This is a genomic window from Parabacteroides sp. PF5-9, from assembly GCF_029893105.1.
Classification (GTDB): Bacteria; Bacteroidota; Bacteroidia; order Bacteroidales; family Tannerellaceae; genus JARXWG01.
The window spans coordinates 58,597-82,010 of record NZ_JARXWG010000002.1; the positions used below are offsets into that span (position 1 = coordinate 58,597).

Annotated in this window: 14 protein-coding genes; 8 read left to right on the forward strand and 6 right to left on the reverse strand. The window is 40.5% G+C overall.

From position 1 onward, the window contains the following. Window positions 1-148: 148 nt before the first annotated feature. From M2135_RS01605 to M2135_RS01620, 4 genes are all read right to left on the reverse strand, one after another. Window positions 149-2,482: an ABC transporter permease gene (locus M2135_RS01605; protein ID WP_280746826.1), complete on the reverse strand. Its 2,334-nt coding sequence runs from the start codon at window positions 2,480-2,482 to the stop codon at window positions 149-151. 34 nt (window positions 2,483-2,516) lie between these two features. After that, window positions 2,517-4,838, reverse strand: coding sequence for an FtsX-like permease family protein (locus M2135_RS01610; protein ID WP_280746827.1), 2,322 nt, complete (start codon window positions 4,836-4,838; stop codon window positions 2,517-2,519). A 68-nt stretch (window positions 4,839-4,906) separates the two neighbouring features. Continuing rightward, the gene (locus M2135_RS01615) at window positions 4,907-6,157 is read right to left on the reverse strand and encodes an HlyD family efflux transporter periplasmic adaptor subunit (RefSeq protein WP_280746828.1); all 1,251 of its coding nucleotides are present in this window, start codon (window positions 6,155-6,157) and stop codon (window positions 4,907-4,909) included. Between the two features lie 55 nt (window positions 6,158-6,212). After that, a complete protein-coding gene (locus tag M2135_RS01620; RefSeq protein WP_280746829.1) occupies window positions 6,213-7,541 on the reverse strand; it encodes a TolC family protein in 1,329 nt (442 codons plus the stop codon). Window positions 7,542-8,086: 545 nt separating this feature from the next. On the opposite strand from M2135_RS01620, the gene M2135_RS01625 reads away from it, so the two are divergent. From M2135_RS01625 to M2135_RS01660, 8 genes are all read left to right on the forward strand, one after another. Continuing rightward, window positions 8,087-9,433 (forward strand): sigma-54 dependent transcriptional regulator, encoded by a 1,347-nt coding sequence (locus M2135_RS01625; RefSeq protein WP_280746830.1) that lies wholly within the window; start codon window positions 8,087-8,089, stop codon window positions 9,431-9,433. 72 nt (window positions 9,434-9,505) lie between these two features. Next, the gene (locus M2135_RS01630) at window positions 9,506-10,756 is read left to right on the forward strand and encodes an ATP-binding protein (protein WP_280746989.1); all 1,251 of its coding nucleotides are present in this window, start codon (window positions 9,506-9,508) and stop codon (window positions 10,754-10,756) included. A gap of 104 nt (window positions 10,757-10,860) precedes the next feature. Further along, window positions 10,861-12,564 (forward strand): glutamine--tRNA ligase/YqeY domain fusion protein, encoded by a 1,704-nt coding sequence (locus M2135_RS01635; protein ID WP_280746831.1) that lies wholly within the window; start codon window positions 10,861-10,863, stop codon window positions 12,562-12,564. A gap of 24 nt (window positions 12,565-12,588) precedes the next feature. Beyond that, window positions 12,589-14,034, forward strand: a complete 1,446-nt coding sequence (locus M2135_RS01640; protein ID WP_280746832.1) for a tetratricopeptide repeat protein — start codon at window positions 12,589-12,591, stop codon at window positions 14,032-14,034. A 4-nt stretch (window positions 14,035-14,038) separates the two neighbouring features. Next, window positions 14,039-14,896 carry a DUF368 domain-containing protein gene (locus M2135_RS01645; protein WP_280746833.1) on the forward strand — a complete coding sequence of 286 codons (858 nt, stop codon included), beginning with the start codon at window positions 14,039-14,041 and terminating at the stop codon, window positions 14,894-14,896. 128 nt (window positions 14,897-15,024) lie between these two features. Then, window positions 15,025-17,925: a glycosyl hydrolase family 28-related protein gene (locus tag M2135_RS01650; RefSeq protein ID WP_280746834.1), complete on the forward strand. Its 2,901-nt coding sequence runs from the start codon at window positions 15,025-15,027 to the stop codon at window positions 17,923-17,925. A 134-nt stretch (window positions 17,926-18,059) separates the two neighbouring features. After that, on the forward strand, window positions 18,060-18,740 hold the full coding sequence (locus tag M2135_RS01655; RefSeq protein WP_280746835.1) for a queuosine precursor transporter: 681 nt from the start codon (window positions 18,060-18,062) through the stop codon (window positions 18,738-18,740). Between the two features lie 193 nt (window positions 18,741-18,933). Further along, window positions 18,934-19,428 carry an energy transducer TonB gene (locus M2135_RS01660; protein ID WP_280746836.1) on the forward strand — a complete coding sequence of 165 codons (495 nt, stop codon included), beginning with the start codon at window positions 18,934-18,936 and terminating at the stop codon, window positions 19,426-19,428. A 47-nt stretch (window positions 19,429-19,475) separates the two neighbouring features. On the opposite strand, the gene M2135_RS01665 is transcribed toward M2135_RS01660, so the two are convergent. Beyond that, complete coding sequence (locus M2135_RS01665; protein WP_280746837.1) at window positions 19,476-21,812, reverse strand: UvrD-helicase domain-containing protein; 2,337 nt, start codon at window positions 21,810-21,812, stop codon at window positions 19,476-19,478. A 113-nt stretch (window positions 21,813-21,925) separates the two neighbouring features. Beyond that, window positions 21,926-22,924: a malate dehydrogenase gene (locus M2135_RS01670; RefSeq protein WP_280746838.1), complete on the reverse strand. Its 999-nt coding sequence runs from the start codon at window positions 22,922-22,924 to the stop codon at window positions 21,926-21,928. Window positions 22,925-23,414: the final 490 nt, after the last annotated feature.

The window sequence follows — 23,414 nt, forward strand, 5'->3', positions numbered from 1 at the left end:
TGATAAACCAAAGAGTGTGCCAAATATAATATATCATTGTTTATCAGTCTAATAATATTCTCGTCTCATTTCTTATTGTCCAATTTTTTGACAAGTATGTATAAAATTTAGACAAAAATATCTTGTAAAGCGTTCTTACAAACACGCTTTATTCCCTTTTAATACTATTCACAGGATTCGTATTTGCTGCTCTTTGGCTCTGCCAGAATACCGAAACGAATGAGACCAACAAACAGAAAACACCTGCTGCAATAAAAATCCAGGGACTTAGTGATATATGATAAGAATAATCGGATAACCACCACTTTTTCATAATATACCATATAATCGGAGTCGCAACGACAAAAGCGATTAACACAAAACTCAGGAATCGCCAAATCAGCCGGTTAAGCACCTGTGCATTGGTTGATCCGAATACCTTACGTACAGCGACTTCACGCGAGCGTTGCTGAATGAAATAGGTCGACATAGCCAATAGTCCCAACAATGAAATAAGAATAGCTATAATCGTAAAAACAACGACTAATTTAGCCATACGCGTCTGTTCTTCGTAGGAATCTTCGATCTGTTGATCCACATATTTCCCGGTAAACTCCAATTGAGAAATCCGCTCATACACTTCTTTGATCTGATCGCGAGCCACAAAAGGATCCCCCTGCACTTCAACCATCGCGTTCCAGGGATATATATCTTCGGATTTACGCACTTCGACTATCACCGGTTGTTTCCGGTGTAAAATATTACTTAACTGAAAATCACGGACTATACCGGCTATGATGTACGGATCACCCTCTTCCCACAATTTAAGTTCCGTCACATCCATCGGTAAACCGGTTTCGACAAGTGTCTGTTCATTCAGGTAAAATTGAGATCCTGATGTCGCACTGTTTTGATGAATGATCTCAAAGCCCAGCATATTGAAATACGTACTATCCCCTATTAAGAATTGAAAGGAGATATTTTTATCTTCATAAACAACGGTCGAGTTGTTCCCTCTGTCGAACGGACTACCTTGTGCCAAGGCCACTCTTTTTATTGATGCCAATTGTCGTAACTCATTTGTAAACGTATTTATTTTCTCCCGGCTTTCAAACTGATAAGTAGGGACATACATAATATTGGTTTTATTATATCCCAGTGGCGCATTGATCATGTGATTGATTTGCAAGATCATGGTCAACGATGCTGCCAGCAGCATGATGGTAATGATATTCTGGAAGGTAATAAACACCTTGCTGAACACCATTTTAGTCTTTGTCCGGAATCCACCCTTTACAATATCAATCGGTTTTGAATTGGATATAATCGTCGCGGGAAGAAGTCCGGAAACAAACCCTATACCCACGATCAAAAGCACTGCGAAAAGAGAATTTGTAAAAGTAAAACTACCTTTAAGGTCGATTGTCACTTGTAATAGATCGTTGGCATAAGGCAATACGGCAAAAGCCAACAAAACACCCAATACAAATGAAATCAGACACAAAAGCGTAGATTCCAAAATCAAACGCATAAACAACTCTCCGCGAGAAGACCCTAACAGCCGGCGAGTTGCCATCTCTTTGGCCCGCGAACCGGTTTGCGCCACGGTCAGGTTAATATAATTGATTACAGCAAAGATCAGAATCAGAATGCCGACCAACATAAAGACCAGTACGAATGTCCAATCGCCCTGTTCGAATCCGATGGTATATCTTATGTCCGAAAAATAGGTCTCTTTTAAAGGTATTAATACGACCTTCTGTATAAGTTCCCGTTTATAAATCCAAAAGATCTCTTTCAAAAACTGAGCCATATCTTCCGTTCTGGATTGGATATCAGTCCCCTCTATGACTTGAAAAAAGACCTGACAGCCTGCGGCATTATTTCCAAATTCGGAATCAAGCGCAGGGTTCGTAAAACGGATATTATTTATTTTAACGACGATATCGCTATACGGGATGGTGGAGTTCTTAATATCCTTCATAATCCCATTCACTTTTACGGTCACCGAATCGTTGATCTTGATATATTGGCCAAGCGGATCACGATCGCTGAAGGCTTTTTGGGCAAACGTTTCGGAGATAACCGCATACTCTTTGACTTCCAATACCGTGCGATAATCCCCCTGAAGCAACGGAAAAGTAAACATATCAAAGAAAGTCGTATCTGTATAGAGCAAATCGGCTTTAAACTTCTCTTCGCCCACAAAAACAGGAGCATCCGACCGGTTAACCATCGGACACATCTTTTCAATCTCCGGATAGTGTTCAGCCATACGTTCCCCTATTCGCCAGGCAGATCCGATATTATTTTCATTTCCCAGCGCATAGATGCGATCGCCTTTTTCCTGAAACTTGTCCGTCGAAAGTCCCTGTATCACATACACTGCGATCAAGATGACAAACATCAACGAAACGGATAACCCAAAAACATTGATCGCAGTAAAAACCTTACTTTTACTCAGGAACTTGAGAAAAGATTTGATGTTTAGTAGATTGTACATATTTGATTTTTTAAATTGTTCAAAAAACAGCTTTTTATTCACTCTTCACACTATCTGCCGGATTGGCTGTTGCCGCCCGGTAACAATTTACACCGGACACAACAAGGATAATAGCCCATACAAACAGTCCACATAACAAGAAGTATATGACAGAAAGAGATACTTTATCTGCAAATTGTTCTAACCACTTTGTCAGCACAAAATAGCCAATGCCCCCACCGAATAATAGAGCAGGTATAGCCATACGGGAAATATCGCTCAGGAATAAGGTCTGGATATTCAGAATTGTTGCCCCGTTCACTTTACGGATAGCTGTTTCTTTTTTCCGACGGCTCATCTCATCATTGGTATACCCGATCAATCCAATCAGACAGATCAATAGAGTGATCAGTCCACCCAATAATACCTGATTACGGAATAACTCCGAATCATGATAACGGCCTAACATTTCACCAGCAAAAGAATAGGTCTCTATATTTTTCGTCGGCATTAAACCATTTAACAGATCATTGATATTTTGGATCCCTTCGGGAGTCAGGTTATAGAATTTAATTAAAAGCATAGGAGGCCATTTTGTATCATAGAAAAGAACGGTCGGACGAGTATCATGAGAACCGATTGTTCCCACCATAAACTCTTCATACACCCCACAAATGGTAAATAAATATTCTTTACCATTGCTATGCTCACTCACATAAATACTCTTGCCTATTACTCCATCCTGCCAACCGGTATACGACAGTATTTTATCGACAAAACTCCGGCTCACCATGACTTCATCTGATACAGTCACATTTTCACGGAAATATTGCCCCTCTATGATGGGGATCTCCAGCATATTCAAATAACCATTACCTACCCAATACTGATCGGAGATATTAAACAAATCACGATCATCATCCGGCAGTCCGATGTTATTCCCACTGCCCCAATAAAAGGGTAAATGGCTAAAAGTCGTTACAGCTTCTACCTCGGCCAAACGCCCCACTTCATCAACAGCCTTCTGCCGAAGAGCCGGATCAACACCAGACAGATCACAATAAGCCAGATTTTCATAGGTATAACCCGGATTATTGTTAATCATATAATTATATTGCCGTCCGATAAATAATAATAATGTAACGAAAAATCCGGCAGCGATAAACTGTAAAAAAAGAAGTCCCAGTTTCCATAAGCGTTTGCTCTCGGTAAAATGACGAAATGCCACCGCTACCGGTATACGTGCAAACAGATACGCCGGAATTAATCCGGATACTAAAAAAACAAGTAGACAGACCCCCAGTAATAACATGCTACTTTGCCAGGTAAATAAGGCCGTGATCGACGTATCTATCAAATCTTGAATCACCCCCCTGAAAGCAAAAATCAAGAGAAAGGCCAAGAATAGAGAAACGACCAGATCAACAAATGTTTCCATCAACATTCGATTTCGGATATTATTCTCCGACGCTCCGTAACACTTATAGACAGCCATCTCTTTCGAGCGGTTCACTAATGAGGAAATTACAATCATGACATAATTCATAATTGCAGTAAACAACAAAGCAAAAGCCAGTAAAGAGAGAAGCAGCATTATGCGTTTCACTTCCGGATCGCCGCTATGTACTTCCGATAAAGAAAGAAAACTATAATCAATGGAAACTCCAACTTCTTTCAAGCGTTCCAACGGCAAATATTTTTCTTTCATAACCTGTATCCGATCCGTAAATGATACAGGATCAACTCCCGGTACCACTTTTATATACGCCGAATAACGTTCGTTCCCAGTCCAGCCCAATGATCCGTCCCACATGAAGTTGGAGATCGAATTCATCGAAATAATCAGATCGTATGCCATGTGTGTATTTTCCGGAAGATCCTCAAAGACACCACCGACAGTCAGAACCTTGCCCGGGAAATTATCAAATTGAAATGTTTGCCCCACCGCTTGGCTGACTCCCCCCATATGTTCCGCGATCTTACGGGATACCAAGGCATATAAAGGGCGTCTTAAGGTTTCTTTCACCTCTCCGGCCAATACCGGACGGGGAAAGAGATCAAACAAACAAGTATCTGCTAATATAGGTTGGCTTTTTATCTTTTTCCGGTCTTTTGTAAAGAAGACTCCATCACCGTTTAATGCAGTAAAACGAGTGGCAGCTTCTACTTCAGGAATCATCTCCTTCATGCCAACAGCAACACCACCGCTGATACGTTTTAATGGATCTTTTTCGCCTTCCAATGTCACATAATTCACTTGTATTTGATAGATAGACTCTTTCTCCGGATAAAAATCGTCATATGATTGTTCGAAATATACTTTGGCAATCAAAACTAATCCCATGGACAAGCCTATTCCCAGAGTGAATATTTTCATCAAATTACTCTTGCCTTTTTTGAATAACGACCGTATTAATACTGCATTTATCATGAGTGTTTTTTCTTTTATTCCAAAACTAAGACTTCGTTGTTTTTGTAGCTTTCATAACTGGACACAATGACCTGTTCGCCTGCCTCCAAGCCTTCCAATACTTCGTAGTATTGCGGATTCTGGCGACCGATACGGATCTGACGACGATGCGCTTTTTTACCGTCTTTATCCAGTACGAAAATCCAGCTTCCTCCCGTACTTTGGAAGAATGTGCCTTTGGGTATGATGATACTCTCGGTCGGTTGCCCTAATTCCAGATTGATATAATAGGTTTGTCCCGAACGGATATTATCCGGACGTTCGCCGGTAAAAATAAACTCGGTGCGAAACTTCCCTTCACGCACTTCGGGGAATACCCGGCGGATAGTCAGGGCAAAACTGGCACTTTGTCGTTCGAATGTCGCATTCAATCCAGCTCTTACCCGGTCGATATAATGCTCATCAATCATCGCTTCCACTTTATAATCAGAAAGGTCGTTGACCTGACCGATTTTCTGTCCGGAAGAGATATTCTGTCCTAACACCACATCCAAAAGACCTAATTCACCATCGATCTGGGAGCGGATATTGAGGTTTTCCCTACGCTGACGTACCAACCGAAGGTTTGTTTGCATACTCTCCAGCTGTTCTTCCATCTGTCCCAGTTGTAATGCCCGGGAGATCGAATCCTGGTAAATACGCTCTATCACTAATCCATATTGTTTAACGGCCAGGTCATAATCTTCCTGAGCCTGAAGATAATTTTCGCGGGAGATTAACTCTTCTCCATACAGTTTCTTGTTCTGATCAGCTGTACGGCGTTTGCGGTTGACTTCAAGATCCAATTGTAATTTCATCTTCTCATTATCCAGTTTGGCTTGTTGCATCTGAATCTGTGTATTGCGGAAGATACTCATCTGTTCCGTTAAACTGGCTTCTGATCCGAGTATAGAAAGATCTAATTGTGAATTGGACAGACGCACAATCACCTCCCCTTTTCTGACCTGACTACCTTCTTCTACTACTTTTTCCTGCACAATACCTCCTTCTTCAGGACTGAGTTGTACAACCGTAATCGGTTGAACCTGTCCATCTACGCGGACAAAATCATTAAATTGCGATCGACTCACTTCTCCGATACTAATCCCTCTTGCATCCACCCGTAAGGTTGATGAATGATCACCGAAAATGATCCATCCCAATAAAAAAAGAAATAATACACCACCTATTATATAGGGTATATGTTTTTTCCGAATTCCTTTCTTTTTTTCTAATTTAATATCCATGACTCTATTTTTTTATTTGTTTTTTAGTTGTAAGTATTCTATGTTGTATGTTGATCTATTTAACAAGAGGTTCGCCTTTGTAATAATCCACTTCTTTGCACTTAATCAGGAACATCAATTTCCGCTGAAGCAGATTCGCACGAGATTGAAGCAGAATATTCGAACTGTTCTGCAGATCGAGCGGACTCATCAGTCCTTCTTCAAATTTCCGTAATGTCACATGATAAGAATACTGATCAGAAGTTGTTTTTTTCTCCATTTGTATCATCTCTTTGGCATACCCTTCGCGGTCGAGTACTGCTTTCTCAATAGCTGTTTGCAGTTGCCGGATCGTCTCTGTCTGTTGTTCACGTACTATTCTGACATTATTTCGGGCGCGTTTGACAGACGTAATTTTTCTTAATCCGTCAAACAGCGGGAAACTCAAACGAAAAGTAATGTATTCCCTGCGTTTATTCGACAGCTGATCGGAAAAAGGGACTTGTGTATCCTTTGATTTCAAGTCTTTATAATAATCGGTGTATATACCCGCACTCACAGAGATTGTCGGTAATAATTTACCCTTTTCGATTAAATGTTGCATTTGAGATGCTTTCAGTTTATGTTTTAGTTGTAGGGCGGTGGGGTTATTTTCCAATGCAAAATCAAGGATATCATCGATTTGATCATTTGCCGGAAGAGAGACATCATTTATTAAAGTGGTATCCACCTGAAATTTTTCATCAAACGGGAAATTCATATAATCCTTCAACGTTAAAAGGGAGGTATTATAGAGGTTCTGTTGATTGGTCAGAAAATAATCATCTTCCGCGACCTGGGCTTCCAATTGAACAACATCCGCTTTTCCTTTCAAGCCTAACTCCTGTTCACGGGTGACTTTATAAAAATTGCGGGTGCTCTCTTCCAGTTTTTCCGCAGCATACCGTGAGGTTCCCTCGTAATACAAAACATCAACATAAGCAGCCATCACTTTTATCGCCAGATCATCTTTGGCTTTTTGAATATCATTTTTTCCTAACTTCTCATTCACCCGTGCCAAGCGCCATCCGTTGATCAATTGACCACCGCTGAAAAGCGTCAGATTGGTATAGGCTTCGTAACCGTTCGAAAAGTTCGTTGTATTGGTGTAGTTATAGTTGTCGTCGACACTTCGTCCAAACCCATAACCAGCACTGACCTGTGTTGAGATAGCGGGTAAAAAAGAGGCGATGGATTGGGCATGTTCAGCCTTATAGGTATTATGTGTATGTTCTTCTATATGTACTTTCGGACTATGATCAACAGCATATTGCATACACTCCTCCAATGTCCAGACTTTCTCTTGTGCCTGTCCTTTCAACATTAGTCCAAAGACCATACAGGTGATGTAAGTTATTTTCTTCATTGCATTTTTATTTTATATGTATAGTAAGGTGCAAACCATATGCCAAAAACATATTTGTATGTGATTCAGTCAATTACGCTAAATAGCCACATAAAAGAGTGTCAAAAAAATGGACAGGTATGTAAAAGATTTTGACAGCTTTTCGATCGATTTATTGTACGATCTCATCGATTTATTTACAACTCTTATAACACTTTTTTGTTAGAGGTACCTCTAAATTATTTTAGACGTACCTCTAAACGGATTTACACCTACCTCTAAATTCATTTAGACGTACCTCTAACAGAAAACGGAGGTAGGTCTAACAAAAAAGTGAACAGTATGCTTCTATTATATCCATAGGATGGTATAGAAAATAGATTGTAACTGTACAAATATTAAAGCGTACAAAATGCCCTGAATGAGATTTATGTGTCAAAAAATTGGACAGGAGTTCTTCTTCGAAAATTAATGCAGTTATTGATGTCCAATAATTTGACAATCCATAGGATGTGTAAATCAGACCGATTATATTTGTACGATGATTTAATTGATTTGAAAAACAGATGGCTAAACAAGGTACAATTCTCGTTGTTGATGATAATAAAGGCATTCTGACTGCAGTACAGATGTTGTTGACGACTTCTTTTGAAAAGGTCATTACCCTGTCTACTCCTAACCGGATAAAAACGATTTTACATAACGAGCAGGTAGATGTTGTATTATTGGATATGAATTTCAGTGCCGGAATCAATAACGGAAATGAAGGGTTATTCTGGTTGAATGAAATCAAAAAAGAGTACCCTACTCTTCCGGTGGTTTTATTTACGGCCTATGCAGATATCGACCTGGCTGTACGCGGTATCAAGGAAGGTGCTGCCGATTTTGTTGTAAAACCCTGGAATAATGCCAAATTGATCGAGACCATACAATTGGCATATACTTTACGTTCGGGGAAAAGCGGCGGGAAAGATGAAAAACAAGTGATATCAAAAGAGAGCGGTATGTTCTGGGGAAAAAGCAACGTGATGCAAAATCTACGTATGCTTGTCGATAAAGTGGCTCGGACTGATGCGAATATACTTATCACCGGAGAGAATGGTACCGGGAAAGAGATGTTAGCCCGTGAAATACATCTACAATCTACCCGCAAGAAGGAAGCGCTTATCACCGTTGATATGGGCGCAATCACCGAAACCTTGTTTGAGAGTGAATTATTCGGCCATATAAAAGGTGCTTTTACCGATGCCAGAGCCGATCGGGCCGGGAAATTTGAAGCAGCGGATAATGGGACACTTTTTTTGGATGAAATCGGGAATTTACCTTATCATCTACAGGCAAAACTGTTAACAGCACTTCAAAACCGGAGTATCGTTCGTGTGGGAAGTAACACACCGGTTCCGGTAAATATCCGCTTAATAAGTGCGACTAATCGTGATCTGCAGGAGATGGTACATAAAGAATTATTCCGTGAAGACCTGTTGTACCGGATAAATACCATTCATGTCAAAATACCTCCTCTTCGCGAAAGGCCGGAAGATATTCTTCCACTTACAGAAATTTTCCTGAAAAAATATGTGAATATATATGGAAAAGCGCCGGTGAAATTAACGCCGGAAGTTCAAGAAAAACTGAAAGATCAACCTTGGTACGGCAATATACGCGAACTGGAACATACGGTAGAAAAAGCGGTGATAATCAGTGATTCTTCGGTGTTGGATGTTAACGATTTCGATTTCTCCTCCAAACATCATACTGTTCATCAAAAAGAAGCGACTACTTTGGAGGAAATGGAATACCAAATGATTAAAAGTGCGATGGAGAAATATGGTGGTAATCTGTCTCAGGTAGCCAGTCAGTTGGGTATCTCCAGGCAAACCCTTTACAACAAAATCAAACGTTACGAACTGTAACCGGATATGTTCAATCGATTTAGCAACAGTCTGACACTTCGCATAATACTGCTGGTGGTTTGTACGGCAGGAATGACCTGTTGCGCCCTTATGAAAATGTGGGGCTGGTTTATTTTTCTGACGGTTATATGGTTGATTTCAATATGGATGATGCGAAGATTCTACAAACGGAATGCCCAAAAGGTTGCTTTTATGTTTGATGCGATCGATAATAGTGATTACGCTTTCCAGTATGCCACCAGTGGACGTTCGTCGAATGATAAACTGGTCAGTGAGTCACTGAACCGCGTGACTCAAATCTTGTTTCAGGCCAAAGCCGACACCATCCAACAGGAGAAATATTATGAATTAATCATGAATTCGGTCAATACCGGGATTATTGTGATCGATGATAAAGGGACAATTTATCAAACAAATAATGAGGCATTGCGTCTGCTTGGAATGACCGTATTTACCCATGCCAAACAGTTGGGGCGAATCGACCCGGAATTGGAACAGGTTATTTCGACTATCCGTCCCGGAGATAAACATCAGGTATCGTTTGTCAATGAACGGGGCACTGTTCATCTATCCATTCGTGTCTCAGAAATGACCCTGCAGGATAAACATGTACGGATTATAGCCATCAACGATATTAACAGTGAATTAGATGATAAAGAAATAGATTCATGGATACGTCTCACCCGTGTTTTAACCCATGAGATGATGAATTCGATTACACCTATCACTTCATTAAGTGATACTTTATTGTCTATGCATAAGGATGTTAACAAAGAAATAAAAAACGGACTTGAGGTGATTAGTACAACGGGGAAAAGCCTGATTTCATTTGTGGAATCTTACCGGCGTTTCACCCATATTCCGACGCCCAATCCTTCACTATTTTATGTCGGTCAATTTATCGATCGGATGGTACAATTAACACAACACCACAATAAATTCCCCCATATCCATATAAAAACCGACATCGAGCCAAGTGATCTGATTGTATATGCCGACGAAAATCTGATCACTCAGGTGATGCTTAATCTTTTGAAGAATGCGATGCAGGCGATTGGGAATGAATCGACAGACGGGTTAATCTCCATCCATGCGTTTTGCAATGATGAAGAGGCAGTATTTATTGAAGTGACGAATAACGGACCCACGATTCCACCGGAAGAAATCGAACACATATTTGTTCCTTTTTTTACTACAAAAGAGAGTGGCAGTGGCATTGGTTTGTCTGTTTCCCGTCAGATTATGCGGCTTTCGGGGGGTAGCCTTTCATTAAAAAGTCGCCCGGAAAACGGACAAACGACTTTTATCTTGATGTTTCCCTAAGAAATGAATTGAATGTATCTTTGTATGTATATGGGTGTATGTTGTTTTAATCTGCAAGAAATAAACTACCTTTGTACTCTTTAAAAAGACAATATTATAATATTATGAGCGATATCAAAGTGAACGAAGAAGAGAACAAGAAAAGTCTGAACTTCATTGAAACAATTGTAGAAAAAGATCTTGCAGAAGGGAAAAACAGTGGAAGAATACAAACCCGTTTCCCGCCCGAACCAAACGGTTATCTGCATATTGGGCACGCAAAAGCGATTTGCCTGGATTTTGGTATTGCTCAGAAATATGGCGGAATCTGTAAACTTCGTTTTGATGATACCAATCCGGTAAAAGAAGATGTGGAATATGTCGATTCGATCATGGAAGATATTCAATGGCTCGGATTTCAATGGGACGAAGTGGTGTATGCTTCTGATTATTTCCAACAGTTGTATGATTTTGCCGTAACGTTGATCAAACAGGGAAAAGCGTATGTCGATGAGCAAAGTGCAGAGGTGATTGCTCAGCAAAAAGGAACCCCTACTCAGCCCGGAACAGAAAGTCCTTTTCGGAATCGCCCGGTAGAAGAGAGCCTGGATCTGTTTGAACGGATGAACAAAGGCGAATTTCCCGAAGGAAGCATGATTTTACGTGCAAAGATCGATATGGTCTCTTCGAATATGCATTTCAGAGATCCGATCATGTATCGTATTATCACACAACATCCGCACCACCGTACTGGTACGACATGGAAAGTCTATCCGATGTATGATTTTGCCCACGGGCAAAGCGATTATTTCGAAGGAGTTACTCATTCGTTGTGTACATTGGAATTTGAAGTACACCGTCCATTGTATGATTATTTTATAGATCTTTTACAAACAAAAGATAATTACCGCCCCCGACAGATTGAGTTCAATCGCCTGAATCTGACCTATACGGTGATGAGTAAACGAAAATTGCTTCAGTTAGTCAAAGAGGGACGTGTCAAGGGATGGGATGATCCGCGTATGCCGACACTTTGTGGTTATCGCCGCAGAGGTTTTACGCCACAAGCTATCCGCAATTTCATCGATAAAATCGGATATACAAAATATGATGGTATTATCGACGTGGCTTTATTGGAATATGCTGTACGTGAAGATCTGAATGCGACTGCTCCGCGTGTTTCGGCAGTTATCGATCCGGTCAAACTGATTATCACCAACTACCCGGAAGGAGAGGTCGAAATGATGGAAGCTGTCAATAATCCCGAAGATCCGTCGGCCGGCAGCCATGAGATAGCTTTTACAAGAGAACTCTATATTGAGCGTGACGACTTTATGGAAGATGCACCGAAGAAATTCTTCCGCATGACACCCGGCAAGGAGGTCAGATTGAAAAGTGCATATATTGTGATGTGTACGGGGGTTAAAAAGAATGCCGCAGGTGAAATAGAAGAAATTTATGCCGAATATGACCCGAATACGAAGAGCGGTATGTCAAATAGCGATCGTAAAGTGAAAGGCACACTGCATTGGGTGTCGGTAGAACATAGTCTTCCGGCAGAGGTACGTTTGTACGACCGACTGTTTGGCGTTGAAAACCCCTCGGAAGAGAAGGAGAAAGATTTTCTGGAATTGTTGAACCCGGACTCACTGACCGTTTTAACCAACTGCAGGGTTGAAAAAGAATTGGCCAAAGCAAAACCGTATGATCATTTTCAATTCCAGCGTATCGGTTACTTTAATCTGGATCCGGATAGTCAGAACGGAAAACTAATCTTTAATCGTACCGTACCGTTAAAAGACACTTGGAATAAAGTAAAAGATAAGTGATATATACTGTAAGAACACTTAAATATGAAAAAAGAGGACGTTAATAAACTATTACAACGTTTCTTGTCGGCTCGTGAAGAGAATAAGGAGCCTTATTTTGATGCGGATGAATGTGTGGAGTTGTTGAATCGTTTTGAAGACGAAGATGAATATGTTTATTATGAGGATGTTCTGGCATTAGGTTTACGACTTCATCCGGGAAATATTGATCTGCAAATTAAAAAATGCAGGCAATATATGTATCATGATGAGATCGAAAAAGCATTGGAATCTCTTGAATTTATTGCCGAAAATAAGAATGAAGATCTTGATTTGATCCGGTTGGAATGTTATTGTATGGCCAAAGAATATGGTAAAGTCGTTGAATACACCGAATGGTTAATCTCCAATCAATGTGAGTATCTGGAAACTGTATTCGAATACATCGCTCCTATTCTGAATGATCTTGAGATGTATAAAGATGCCCGCGATTATATCGACAGAGGGTTATTGTTATTCCCGGATAATCTGATACTCAAAGATGAACTTTGTTATATCATGGAGTCGGAAGGCGACCTGTCGAATGCGATAGAGTTGTGTAATCAATTGATTGACAAGAACCCTTACTCCTATGAATACTGGTTTACATTAGGTCGTCTCTACTCCATGGAAGGCGATTTCGACAAAGCGATCGAAGCATTCGATTTTGCGCTTACCTGTGATGATTCGGATTCAGAACTGAAAATTCTGAAAGCATATTGTCTCTACATGAATGAGAGTTACCAAAGAGCAATTGAGATCTACAATGAAATTAGTTCGGATGAAAAAGATAATAACCGTATTCAGCCGTTAATCGCCGAATGTTATATCAAACTGGACGATTTTGAACAGGCTTATCAGCTGCTTAAAGAGCTGGTCAGTGGCAAAGAGGTGATTGATGATCCTACGATCTATATCAACTTTATCCATTGTTGTGTAGAGACCGACCGGGAACAAGAAGCTTCTGAAATTTTGCAACATGCTGCAGGATTATTTCCCGATAATGTGCGTATTTTATCCTTACTGGCACTCACTTACTTGGAAAGCGGCAAAGAAGATTTGGCGATGAATACGACGAATCAATTGTTTCATATTCTTGAAAATATGGATGAGAATGAAGAGGATAGTGAAAGTCTTTTTCGTGCCGCGCAATATCTTTATTTAAAGGGTGAAGTGGATAAGGCCTTGAAATATTACCAGAAGGTTTTTGAACTTGATCCTACACGTCCGTTTATGCATATCCATATGGCTATGGCTTATTTGTCGAAGGGAGATATTAAAAATTTCAGTAACCATTATCGCCAGGCTTCTCCCAAAGAGATGATCGAATATTTGAAGAAATCGGGTGTTGATCTGAATAAAATTGATTTGAAGACCCCAATATTAGCCAAACCGATGCCTTTGGATGAATTAATAAAGGAATATCTGAATAATAAAGACAATAGTAATTAAAATCATGAACAGATCCCTCAAAGCGTATGCGCTTTTAGCTGTAAAAGGTATTGCCATGGGTGCGGCAGATGTTGTACCCGGAGTCTCAGGCGGAACAATCGCTTTTATAGTCGGTATATATCAGGAATTGTTAGATGCTATAAAAAGTATTAATGGTTCAAGCCTAAAAATGCTTTTTACCGGTAAAATCGGTTCTTTCTGGAAAGCGATTAACGGTAATTTTTTGCTAGCATTGGTTTGTGGCATTGCGATCAGCATCTTTTCACTGGCCAAACTGATTACCTATTTATTAGATACTCATCCGATTTTGGTCTGGTCGTTCTTTTTCGGATTGGTATTAGCTTCTACCTGGATTGTTTCTAAAGATATCACGCAATGGAGTTGGAAAACCGTACTGGGTTTTATCATCGGTGTTGTAGTGGCTTATTTTGTAACGGTTGCTACTCCGGCAGAGACACCCGACGGGCTTTGGTTTATTTTTATTAGCGGTGCGATTGCAATCTGTGCGATGATTCTTCCAGGCATATCCGGTAGTTTTATTTTAGTACTGTTAGGGAAATATTATTATGTTATGGAAGCTGTTAAAACGCTCAATATCCCTGTAATAATCGTATTTATCTGCGGTGCGGCCATCGGTATTACCAGTTTTTCCAGGATATTATCCTATACGTTGCGTAAATTTCGAAACATGACTTATGCCGTATTAGCCGGATTTATGCTGGGCTCGCTCAACAAAGTATGGCCTTGGAAATTGGAAGACACGAATATCCTGCCAAATGAACTGATCTGGCAAGCTTTCGGACTCATGTTTATTGGCTTTTTACTGGTTTATTTCTTAGAAAAACTCTCAGCAAAGAAATAAGATAACAGTTCTTATTTTTTTTGCATTTTATAATCCTTATTTGTAATACTATGAGAACTCGACTTTTAATCGTTGTTATTTTTTTCTTTATCCCTTTGTCTATCCTGCAAGGGATAAATCACAATTCAGTGTATACACACAAACCCAATGATCCGAAAGCGCTTTATTTTACACCGGAGCACTATGCTATTAAAGCCGATGGTTCTGTCGATGTTTCGGAGGCACTGCAACAAGCTTTAGTGGATGTCAAAAAAACCGAAATGGGTTATGGGATACTTTTTCTTCCGGAGGGAACCTATCGCATTAGTCAAACGATCTATATCCCAGCAGGAGTGCGATTGATCGGATATGGGACTAAACGTCCGCAAATTGTACTGACAAAAAATGCTCCGGGGTTCCAGGAAGTTACTCCGGAAACGGAAAAAGGAAAATATATGTTCTGGTTTATTGGTGGCACTCCTACAGCCGGACGTCCGGTCGGAGATGCTAATGCCGGAACATTTTATAGTTCGATCCTGAATATCAACCTGAAAATAGAGGATGGTAATCCCAATGCGTCTGCCATACGTGCACATTTTGCCCAGCATTGTTCTATTTCAAACGTAAATATTTACATAGGTAAAGGGCGTTCCGGTATTGTCGATCCTGGGAACCACATGGAAAATATAGCTCTTTTTGGAGGTGATTATGGCATTAATACCGTCAAATCTTCTCCGGGATGGCCGATTATGTTGCTCAATTCTTACTTTGAAGGACAACGCAAAGCGGCGATACAAACAAATGAAGGAGGATTGACCATTGTGCGGATGCATGCGAAGAATACCCCTGTCGCTGTTGAAATTAAAGATGGGGCTCCGGACAGGTTGTTTATGGAGGATTGTATTTTTGAGAATATCAAGAACTATGGATTAATCCTGACCAATGCCGGGAATTCGGCAACTCAAATCAACTTGATGAATATCCAATGTCATAATATTCCTCATTTCTCCTTAGAGCGTGTGACCAACAAAGAGGTGACAGGAAATAGTAAAGGATATAAGGTTAACCGTTTTTGTTATGGTTTTAATATGGACGATCTATCCAAGGAACCTGAGGTTATTCGTTTGGCAGAAATTGAACCGCAAAAAACAATCCAGGCATTAGACGCAAGTGATACTCCTGCCCTGCCTCCGGTGGATTCCTGGATAAATATCCGAGAGTTGGGAGCGAAAGGAGACGGTTTTACCGATGATACTCAGATCTTCATGAATGCGATCGAACAATATACCAATATCTATATTCCTCAAGGATGGTATGTTGTAAAAGAGCCGATGATATTAAAACCCATGACCAATATCATCGGTTTACATCCGGCTACTACTGTTATCCTGACATTAGGAGGTAATCCGACATTCAGCGGTTTTGGGCCTCCTCAGGCACAGTTAACTACTCCCCAGGGAGGGCAGAATATTGTGACAGGGATTTACCTGAATGCGGATGCTTATAACTACCGGGCTGTCAACTGTAAATGGATGGCAGGAGAAGGTTCTTATATGTATGATGTGAAGTTCAGCGGGCACGATAAAGACCGCTTCCATTATAACGGTCAAAGTGCCGCCAATCCGTTGGAGAAACCGCTTGAGAATATCCGGGATATGCATAACCTAACGGTAAGAGCATGGGATAATCAACATTGGAGCCTTTGGATTACAGCAGGTGGTGGAGGGACATTTCGGGATCTCTGGACTGCCAATGAATACAGTTCTACCGGATTATACATCAGTAATACATCTACACCGGGACGTATTTACGGGATGTCTTTAGAACATCATTTGCGAAATGAAGCGACATTCCGGAATGTTTCCAACTGGAAAATATATGACTTCCAGTTTGAGGTTGAAGCTGAAGGGATTGATTCCCAACCGTTGGATCTGATCAATTGCGAGAATCTGATGTTCGCCAACTTCTATTCCTATCGGGTTTCCCGTATGTTGAAATCATATCCCTCCGCTATCCGGACATGGGATTGTCGTAATATCGAGTTGCTAAACGTACATAATTTTGCACATGCGCGTGTTAAATTTACCTCCAATGCCACGTTGTATGATGTGAATACCCGTCGTGAAGCGCGTCAATGGGAACTAGCCCGTCTATTCATCTCAGGCAATGAAAGCCGCAAATACCTGTTAACCGGAGAGGCAAACAAATTGGAACAGGTCGTCACCGGTTTTGAGTTTATCGATGGCTTGACCCACGACAGTCAAGGGAATATCTATTTTTGTGAGCACCGGATGCGCAGGATATATAAGATGGATGCTAAAACTAAACAGATTACCTCTATTGCTGATTTTCCTTGGGATGCTGTTGCTTTGGCCTGTGATACAGATGATAATCTGATTGTTGTTACAAAATATATCGCTCAACCCGGTTATAGAAATGATGATACCCGTGACGGCAACAAACCTCTCTTCGGCTGGAAAGGATCCGGCGGATTATGGGGATTTACCTATGTTCCCAAATTGTATTCCATAAATCCGGACAATGCCGATGCATCCTTTAAGGTTTTAGATGTAATACCTATGACAGAGGTAAAAGATCCTCAGAAAGTCTATTATCTGGGAAATCGGAGTATATCCTATAATGAATATTATGGAGGAACTAAACCGCAAAACTGTTTTATTGCCCCCGATGGCGTTACTATTATCCCCTATTATGAAGATTTATTCCGTTGCTCATCATTGGTTGCAGCCGGAAAAGGAGAATCGATTTATACATTGGATGAATATCATCAACGTGTTGTTCGTTCCGAAATAGATGATAAAGGATATCTGCAAAACAATACAGTCCTGATTGAACGTGGTGATCGTGGAATAACTACCGATGCTGCAGGTAATATCTATGTCTCCAATGGTGATATCTATGTTTATGATCCGGAGGGAAAACGAATCAAAACGATTGAAGTTCCGGAACGGGCGGCCTCTATAATGATATCAGATGATATATTATATATCACAGCAATAACATCCCTGTATAGTATGCGGCTTAAGTAATTCTATTTTACCCTATAAATGTATTCATTATTAATTGTTATATACTTTTTTTTAGGTTAGATATCCGTATGTATTATTAATGCAGTATCTTTGCAGTCCGAGTGCTTGATTAACCTCGTTAAAAACAAGAAAACATGCAAAAAACAGTTACAGTACCTTTCATGCTGCTGGGTATTCTATTTAACATCTGCCTGGTAGCTGCCAATCTTTTAGAAAGTAAAGTTGTTGAAATTTGTGGTATCACAGTGACCGCCGGATTAATTGTGTTCCCTATTTCCTATATCATCAACGATTGTATCGCTGAAGTATGGGGATTCAAAAAAGCCCGTCTGATTATCTGGAGTGGATTTATTTCCAATTTTCTGGTGATCGGATTGGCACAGATAGCCGTATTATTACCTGCTGCCCCTTATTGGGAAGGAGAAGAAGGATTTAATTTTGTATTCGGGATGGCTCCACGAATTGCAGTTGCCAGCCTGATTGCTTTTTTGGTTGGATCGTTTCTGAATGCCTACATTATGAGTAAAATGAAAATAGCCTCCAAAGGAAAACATTTCTCTCTCCGAGCCATTGTCTCTACCTTAATTGGAGAAACGGCCGATTCGTTGATCTTCTTCCCTATCGCTTTTCTGGGGTTATTGCCGATAGAAGCACTCTTTGCACTGATCATTACTCAGGCCATTCTTAAATCACTGTATGAAATTATAATTCTACCTATAACAATTCAGGTCGTGAAGTATATCAAAAAAGTAGACGGAAACGATGTTTACGACGTAAATACTTCTTATAACATCCTTAAAGTAAAAGATATTTAGAAGCTGTTTTATTTTTTCTTCCCTCTGACAATTTTGCCATTAACAATATTTAATGGCTTTTTTATTTTACAATTACGATTATTTAGTAGTTTTACGTCGTGTTAGTAATTTATTATGCAAATTATTACGATTGCACAGTAGTTATTGCATACTATTTTAAATACACAATATGTACCATCTAAAGCAAAAAAACATGTCAAAAGAAACTCCCAAAAACCTATTCATAGGTTTAAAATCTGTCGCATGCATCTGTTTTGTCAGTCTGTTCGTATTCTCTGCTTGCTCGAATAAAGAAAATTCGGCTGCAACATCCGAGAGCTCTCTTCCTCCCGCAGAGGATAAAACCCTTATTGTCACTGCAGCAAAAGACGATACCGTGTTCACTGTTTGCGAAGTGATGCCTCAATTTCCCGGAGGGGATCAAGAATTGCTGAAATTTATTTCCCGAAACATCAAATATCCGAAAAGTGCTCAGGAGAATGGCATTCAGGGACGTGTGGTTGCCTCCATGATTATCGAAAAGGACGGGACAGTAAGCAATATCGAAATCGTTCGTGGCGTCGAGGCTTCATTGGATCAGGAAGCGAAGCGAGTTATCGAAATCATGCCCAAATGGACACCGGGAACACAGCGCGGAAATATTGTCCGTGTAAAATATACGGTACCGATCATGTTCAGGTTGCAATAAGTTCTTCTGTAGAAAAGAGGGTAATCAATCGAATTATCCTCTTTTTTTTAAGACAACACCGTTAGTTTGGCATATTTCAATAATAACTGTTTCCGACCTAAATGAGTGAACTCAACAGTCGCTTTCTTATTACTTCCTTCACCGTCGATAGCAACGACTTCACCGTCACCAAAACGATCATGGTGCACTTTGGAACCAACCTGTAAATCCGGCATATCTCCTATTGAAGATTTGGAAACAACTGATTCTCCGGAAACTTCCGGTTCCAACCGTTTCAACCGTGATTTCTGCCCAGAAGAGGAGGTTGGATAGGTTTCAGTCGTAGCCATACGAGGTTGTTGAAAGGGAGAGTTAAATGGTGAATTTGAATACTCTTTTCGAGCCGATGCAAACGGATCTGCAACCGACAGATCAGCCGGCATATTTAAAAATCGTGTATCAATATCTCGTAGAAAACGACTGGGACTGCACACATTACTTTGTCCGTTTCGAAAACGACTTTTGGCATAACTGAGTATACAATTTTGTTCAGCCCGTGTAATCGCGACATAAAAGAGACGTCTCTCCTCTTCTATTGCTCGTTCGCTATCCTTCGACATGAGCGAGGGGAACAAATCTTCCTCCAGTCCGACGACAAACACATTTTTGAATTCCAATCCTTTTGCCGCATGAACAGTCATAAGCGTCACCTTATTCGCCTGTTCATCCTTATCGTTATCCTGATCAGTCAGAAGAGCGACTTCGGAAAGGAAATCAGCTAATGTCACCTGTTCTTCCCCCTCTTCCATACGAATATCACAATATTCGGCTATTCCTTTAAGCAACTCTTGCACATTTTCCTGTTTGCTCATCCCTTCGACAGAGTTATCCTGGAATAAAGCGGCAAGAATACCAGACTGTTTTATTACACTTGTCGCCATTTCATCTGCCGAACACGTTTTCTCCTGTTGAATAAACGAGTCGATCAACTCCCTGAATTGACTCAGTTTTTTGGCCGTACCACTATTGATCGGCAACGCATACGAAAGCGGATCATTCAGTACATTCCACAAGCTGATACCATTGGCAGAAGCAGCAGCGATCACTTTACCTACAGTCGTATCACCAATCCCACGTGCCGGATAATTAATGACCCGTTTCAAAGCCTCTTCATCATGCGGATTCACGATCAATCTGAAATAAGCGATTACATCCTTAATCTCTTTGCGTTGATAAAAAGATAAACCCCCATAAATTTTATAAGGAACACCCGATTTGCGTAACGCTTCTTCCAGAATACGCGACTGCGCATTCGTTCGGTATAAAATAGCAAAATCACTATAGTCGAAATCGGCAGCACGTCGCATCTCTCCTATTTTTGAAGTCACCGCATACGCCTCTTCATAATCGGAATAAGAAGCGAGAACCAAAATCTTCTCCCCTTCCTCTTCTTCCGAATAAACCGTTTTTTTGATCTGCTCTTTATTCTTATGAATCAGACTGTTTGCTGCATTCACAATATTCTGTGTCGAACGATAATTGCGTTCCAATTTAAAGACCCGGCAATTCGGATATTTCCCTTTAAATTGCAAGATATTATCAATATTGGCACCACGAAAAGAATAGATACTTTGTGCATCGTCACCGACCACACAGATCCGGTTATGTTTCTCCGACAAACGTTGTACGATAAGATGTTGAGCAAAATTGGTATCCTGATACTCGTCGACCAGTATATACTGGAAGAATTCGCGGTACTTCTCCAACACGGCAGGATGGTCGCGGAACAAAATATTTGTCTGCAACAACAGATCATCAAAATCCATTGCTCCGGCTTGTTGACTTCGTAACTGATACCGTTTATAGATTTCCCGTAATAAAGGAACTTTTGATTTCACATCATATTCCACCAACTCCTTGTTTTGTTCATACGCCTTCCAGGTCACCAGCGAATTTTTGGCATTGGATATCCGGTTCTGAATCATCCCCACCCGATACACCTTGTCATCCAGTTGCATCTCTTTGATAATCGCTTTCAATAGACTCTTGGAATCGGCCGAATCATAGATTGTAAAAGTTGGCGGATAGCCAATATATTCGGCCTCTTTTCGAAGAATACGTGAGAAAATCGAGTGGAAAGTACCCATCCATAGACGGCGAGCAGTCTGCTGATCCGTTATAGCAGCAATACGTTCTTTCATTTCCCGTGCCGCTTTATTGGTGAATGTCAATGCCAGAATCGTATAAGGAGGTATTCCCTGCTGTAACAGATAGGCTATTTTATAGGTCAATACACGGGTTTTCCCCGATCCGGCCCCGGCAATAACCAATGAGGGTCCATCAGTATATACCACCGCATCTTTCTGGCTGTCATTTAATTGGTCAAGATAGTTTTCCACGCACATTTGTTTCGAAACAACAAAGATACGATATATTCATTGACTATTGACAATAGAAAGTTGACAATTCGTTTTTCCGCCAAACAGTTCGGAAAATGAAAAAACGGATCTATCGTTACTTATAAATTCGGATTGAGGCGATTCCACTCCTTAATCGGCGGCATAACCCCGGACCGGATAAGTTCGTCTCTCAACTGACAGAGATGTTCATAACTTTGCATTAAAGCGTTATGTTCCTCTGGCGTACCTTTTACCTCTTGATAATGTACTCCGTCTTTATCCAGTTTCGTTTCCATCGCCATCATAATGTTTGAGAACTGGTTATCTGACACATATACACCTACCGGCCAGTCAAATTGCGAACCACCCATCACTGCCTGTATCATCTCTAACGACAAAAAGGCCGGACTCTGAAACGAAGAGCGTCCCCTTAATGTGAGGATCTGTTTTCCACCCTGCACAACTCGTTCTTTGAGCGCTTTCCAAGCTGTATCGGTAAGCATAGAAGAACCGATCAAGCTATTCAACGGTTTCCCATCGACACTTGCCGTAGACGAGAATACAGCCATTTGTTCGCCATGTCCTCCATAGGTTCTGCAATGAGCGATCTGATCGGGCGGTATATTCAAATGTTTGGCCAGTTCATTTCTCAAGCGTGTACTGTCTAAAGCGGCAAGTGTTGAAACTTGTGTCGGTTTTAATCCCGAATAGAGTAACACAAGCAAGCCTGTGATATCTGCCGGATTGAAGATGACAACAACATGTTTGACGTCCGGACAATACTGTTTAATATCCTTCCCACATTGAATGGCAATTTCTGCATTCCCTTTCAACAAATCTTCCCGTGTCATCCCCTCTTTGCGTGCGGCTCCTCCCGAAGTCACGATGTACTTACTCGCTTTAAGCGCCTCTTCTATACGGTCGGTATAGGTGATACGAACGCCTTTGAATCCACACTGCAACAACTCTTCTGCAACACCTTCCAACCCTTTCGTATACGGATCATACAAACAAATATTGGAAGATAATCCCATCAAGATAGCCGATTGTGCCATATTCGATCCAATCATTCCAGCAGCTCCGATAATCGTCAATTTTTCCGATGTAAGAAATTTCATATTCTATTTATTTAATGGTTTATAATATATCGTTCGCTTTCTAAATAAACACACTGGAGAAACATTTGTTTTTATCGGATGAATAGAAACCGGATAAAATCGAAAAAAAACGTTTCAAAGAGAGGTTTTGTCAAAATGTCAAAATGTCAAATGAAGATTGAAATAGATCCTTTTTTTGCTGTTGGTAATAGGGTGGAATCCTTCTATGGCAATCTCCCGGACTTAACGGATGACAAAACGAAAGCTGTGTCCGTGGAATTTGAATATACTGTATGACGATTTGAAACTCATTGAGAAGCATTTTTAATGCATGGTACAGAATTCGCCTTTTCTGTAGCCGATAGTCAATGGATTTCAGGACTGTTTTCCGCACGTTTTAGCGTAAAAAAATGATTCCAACACCTTCTTTTGTCGGTTTCCAATGCTTGAAAAAAAAAATCAACACGTTCATTCCTGAAAATCATTTGGAACGTTGTAGGAAAGTATTTAG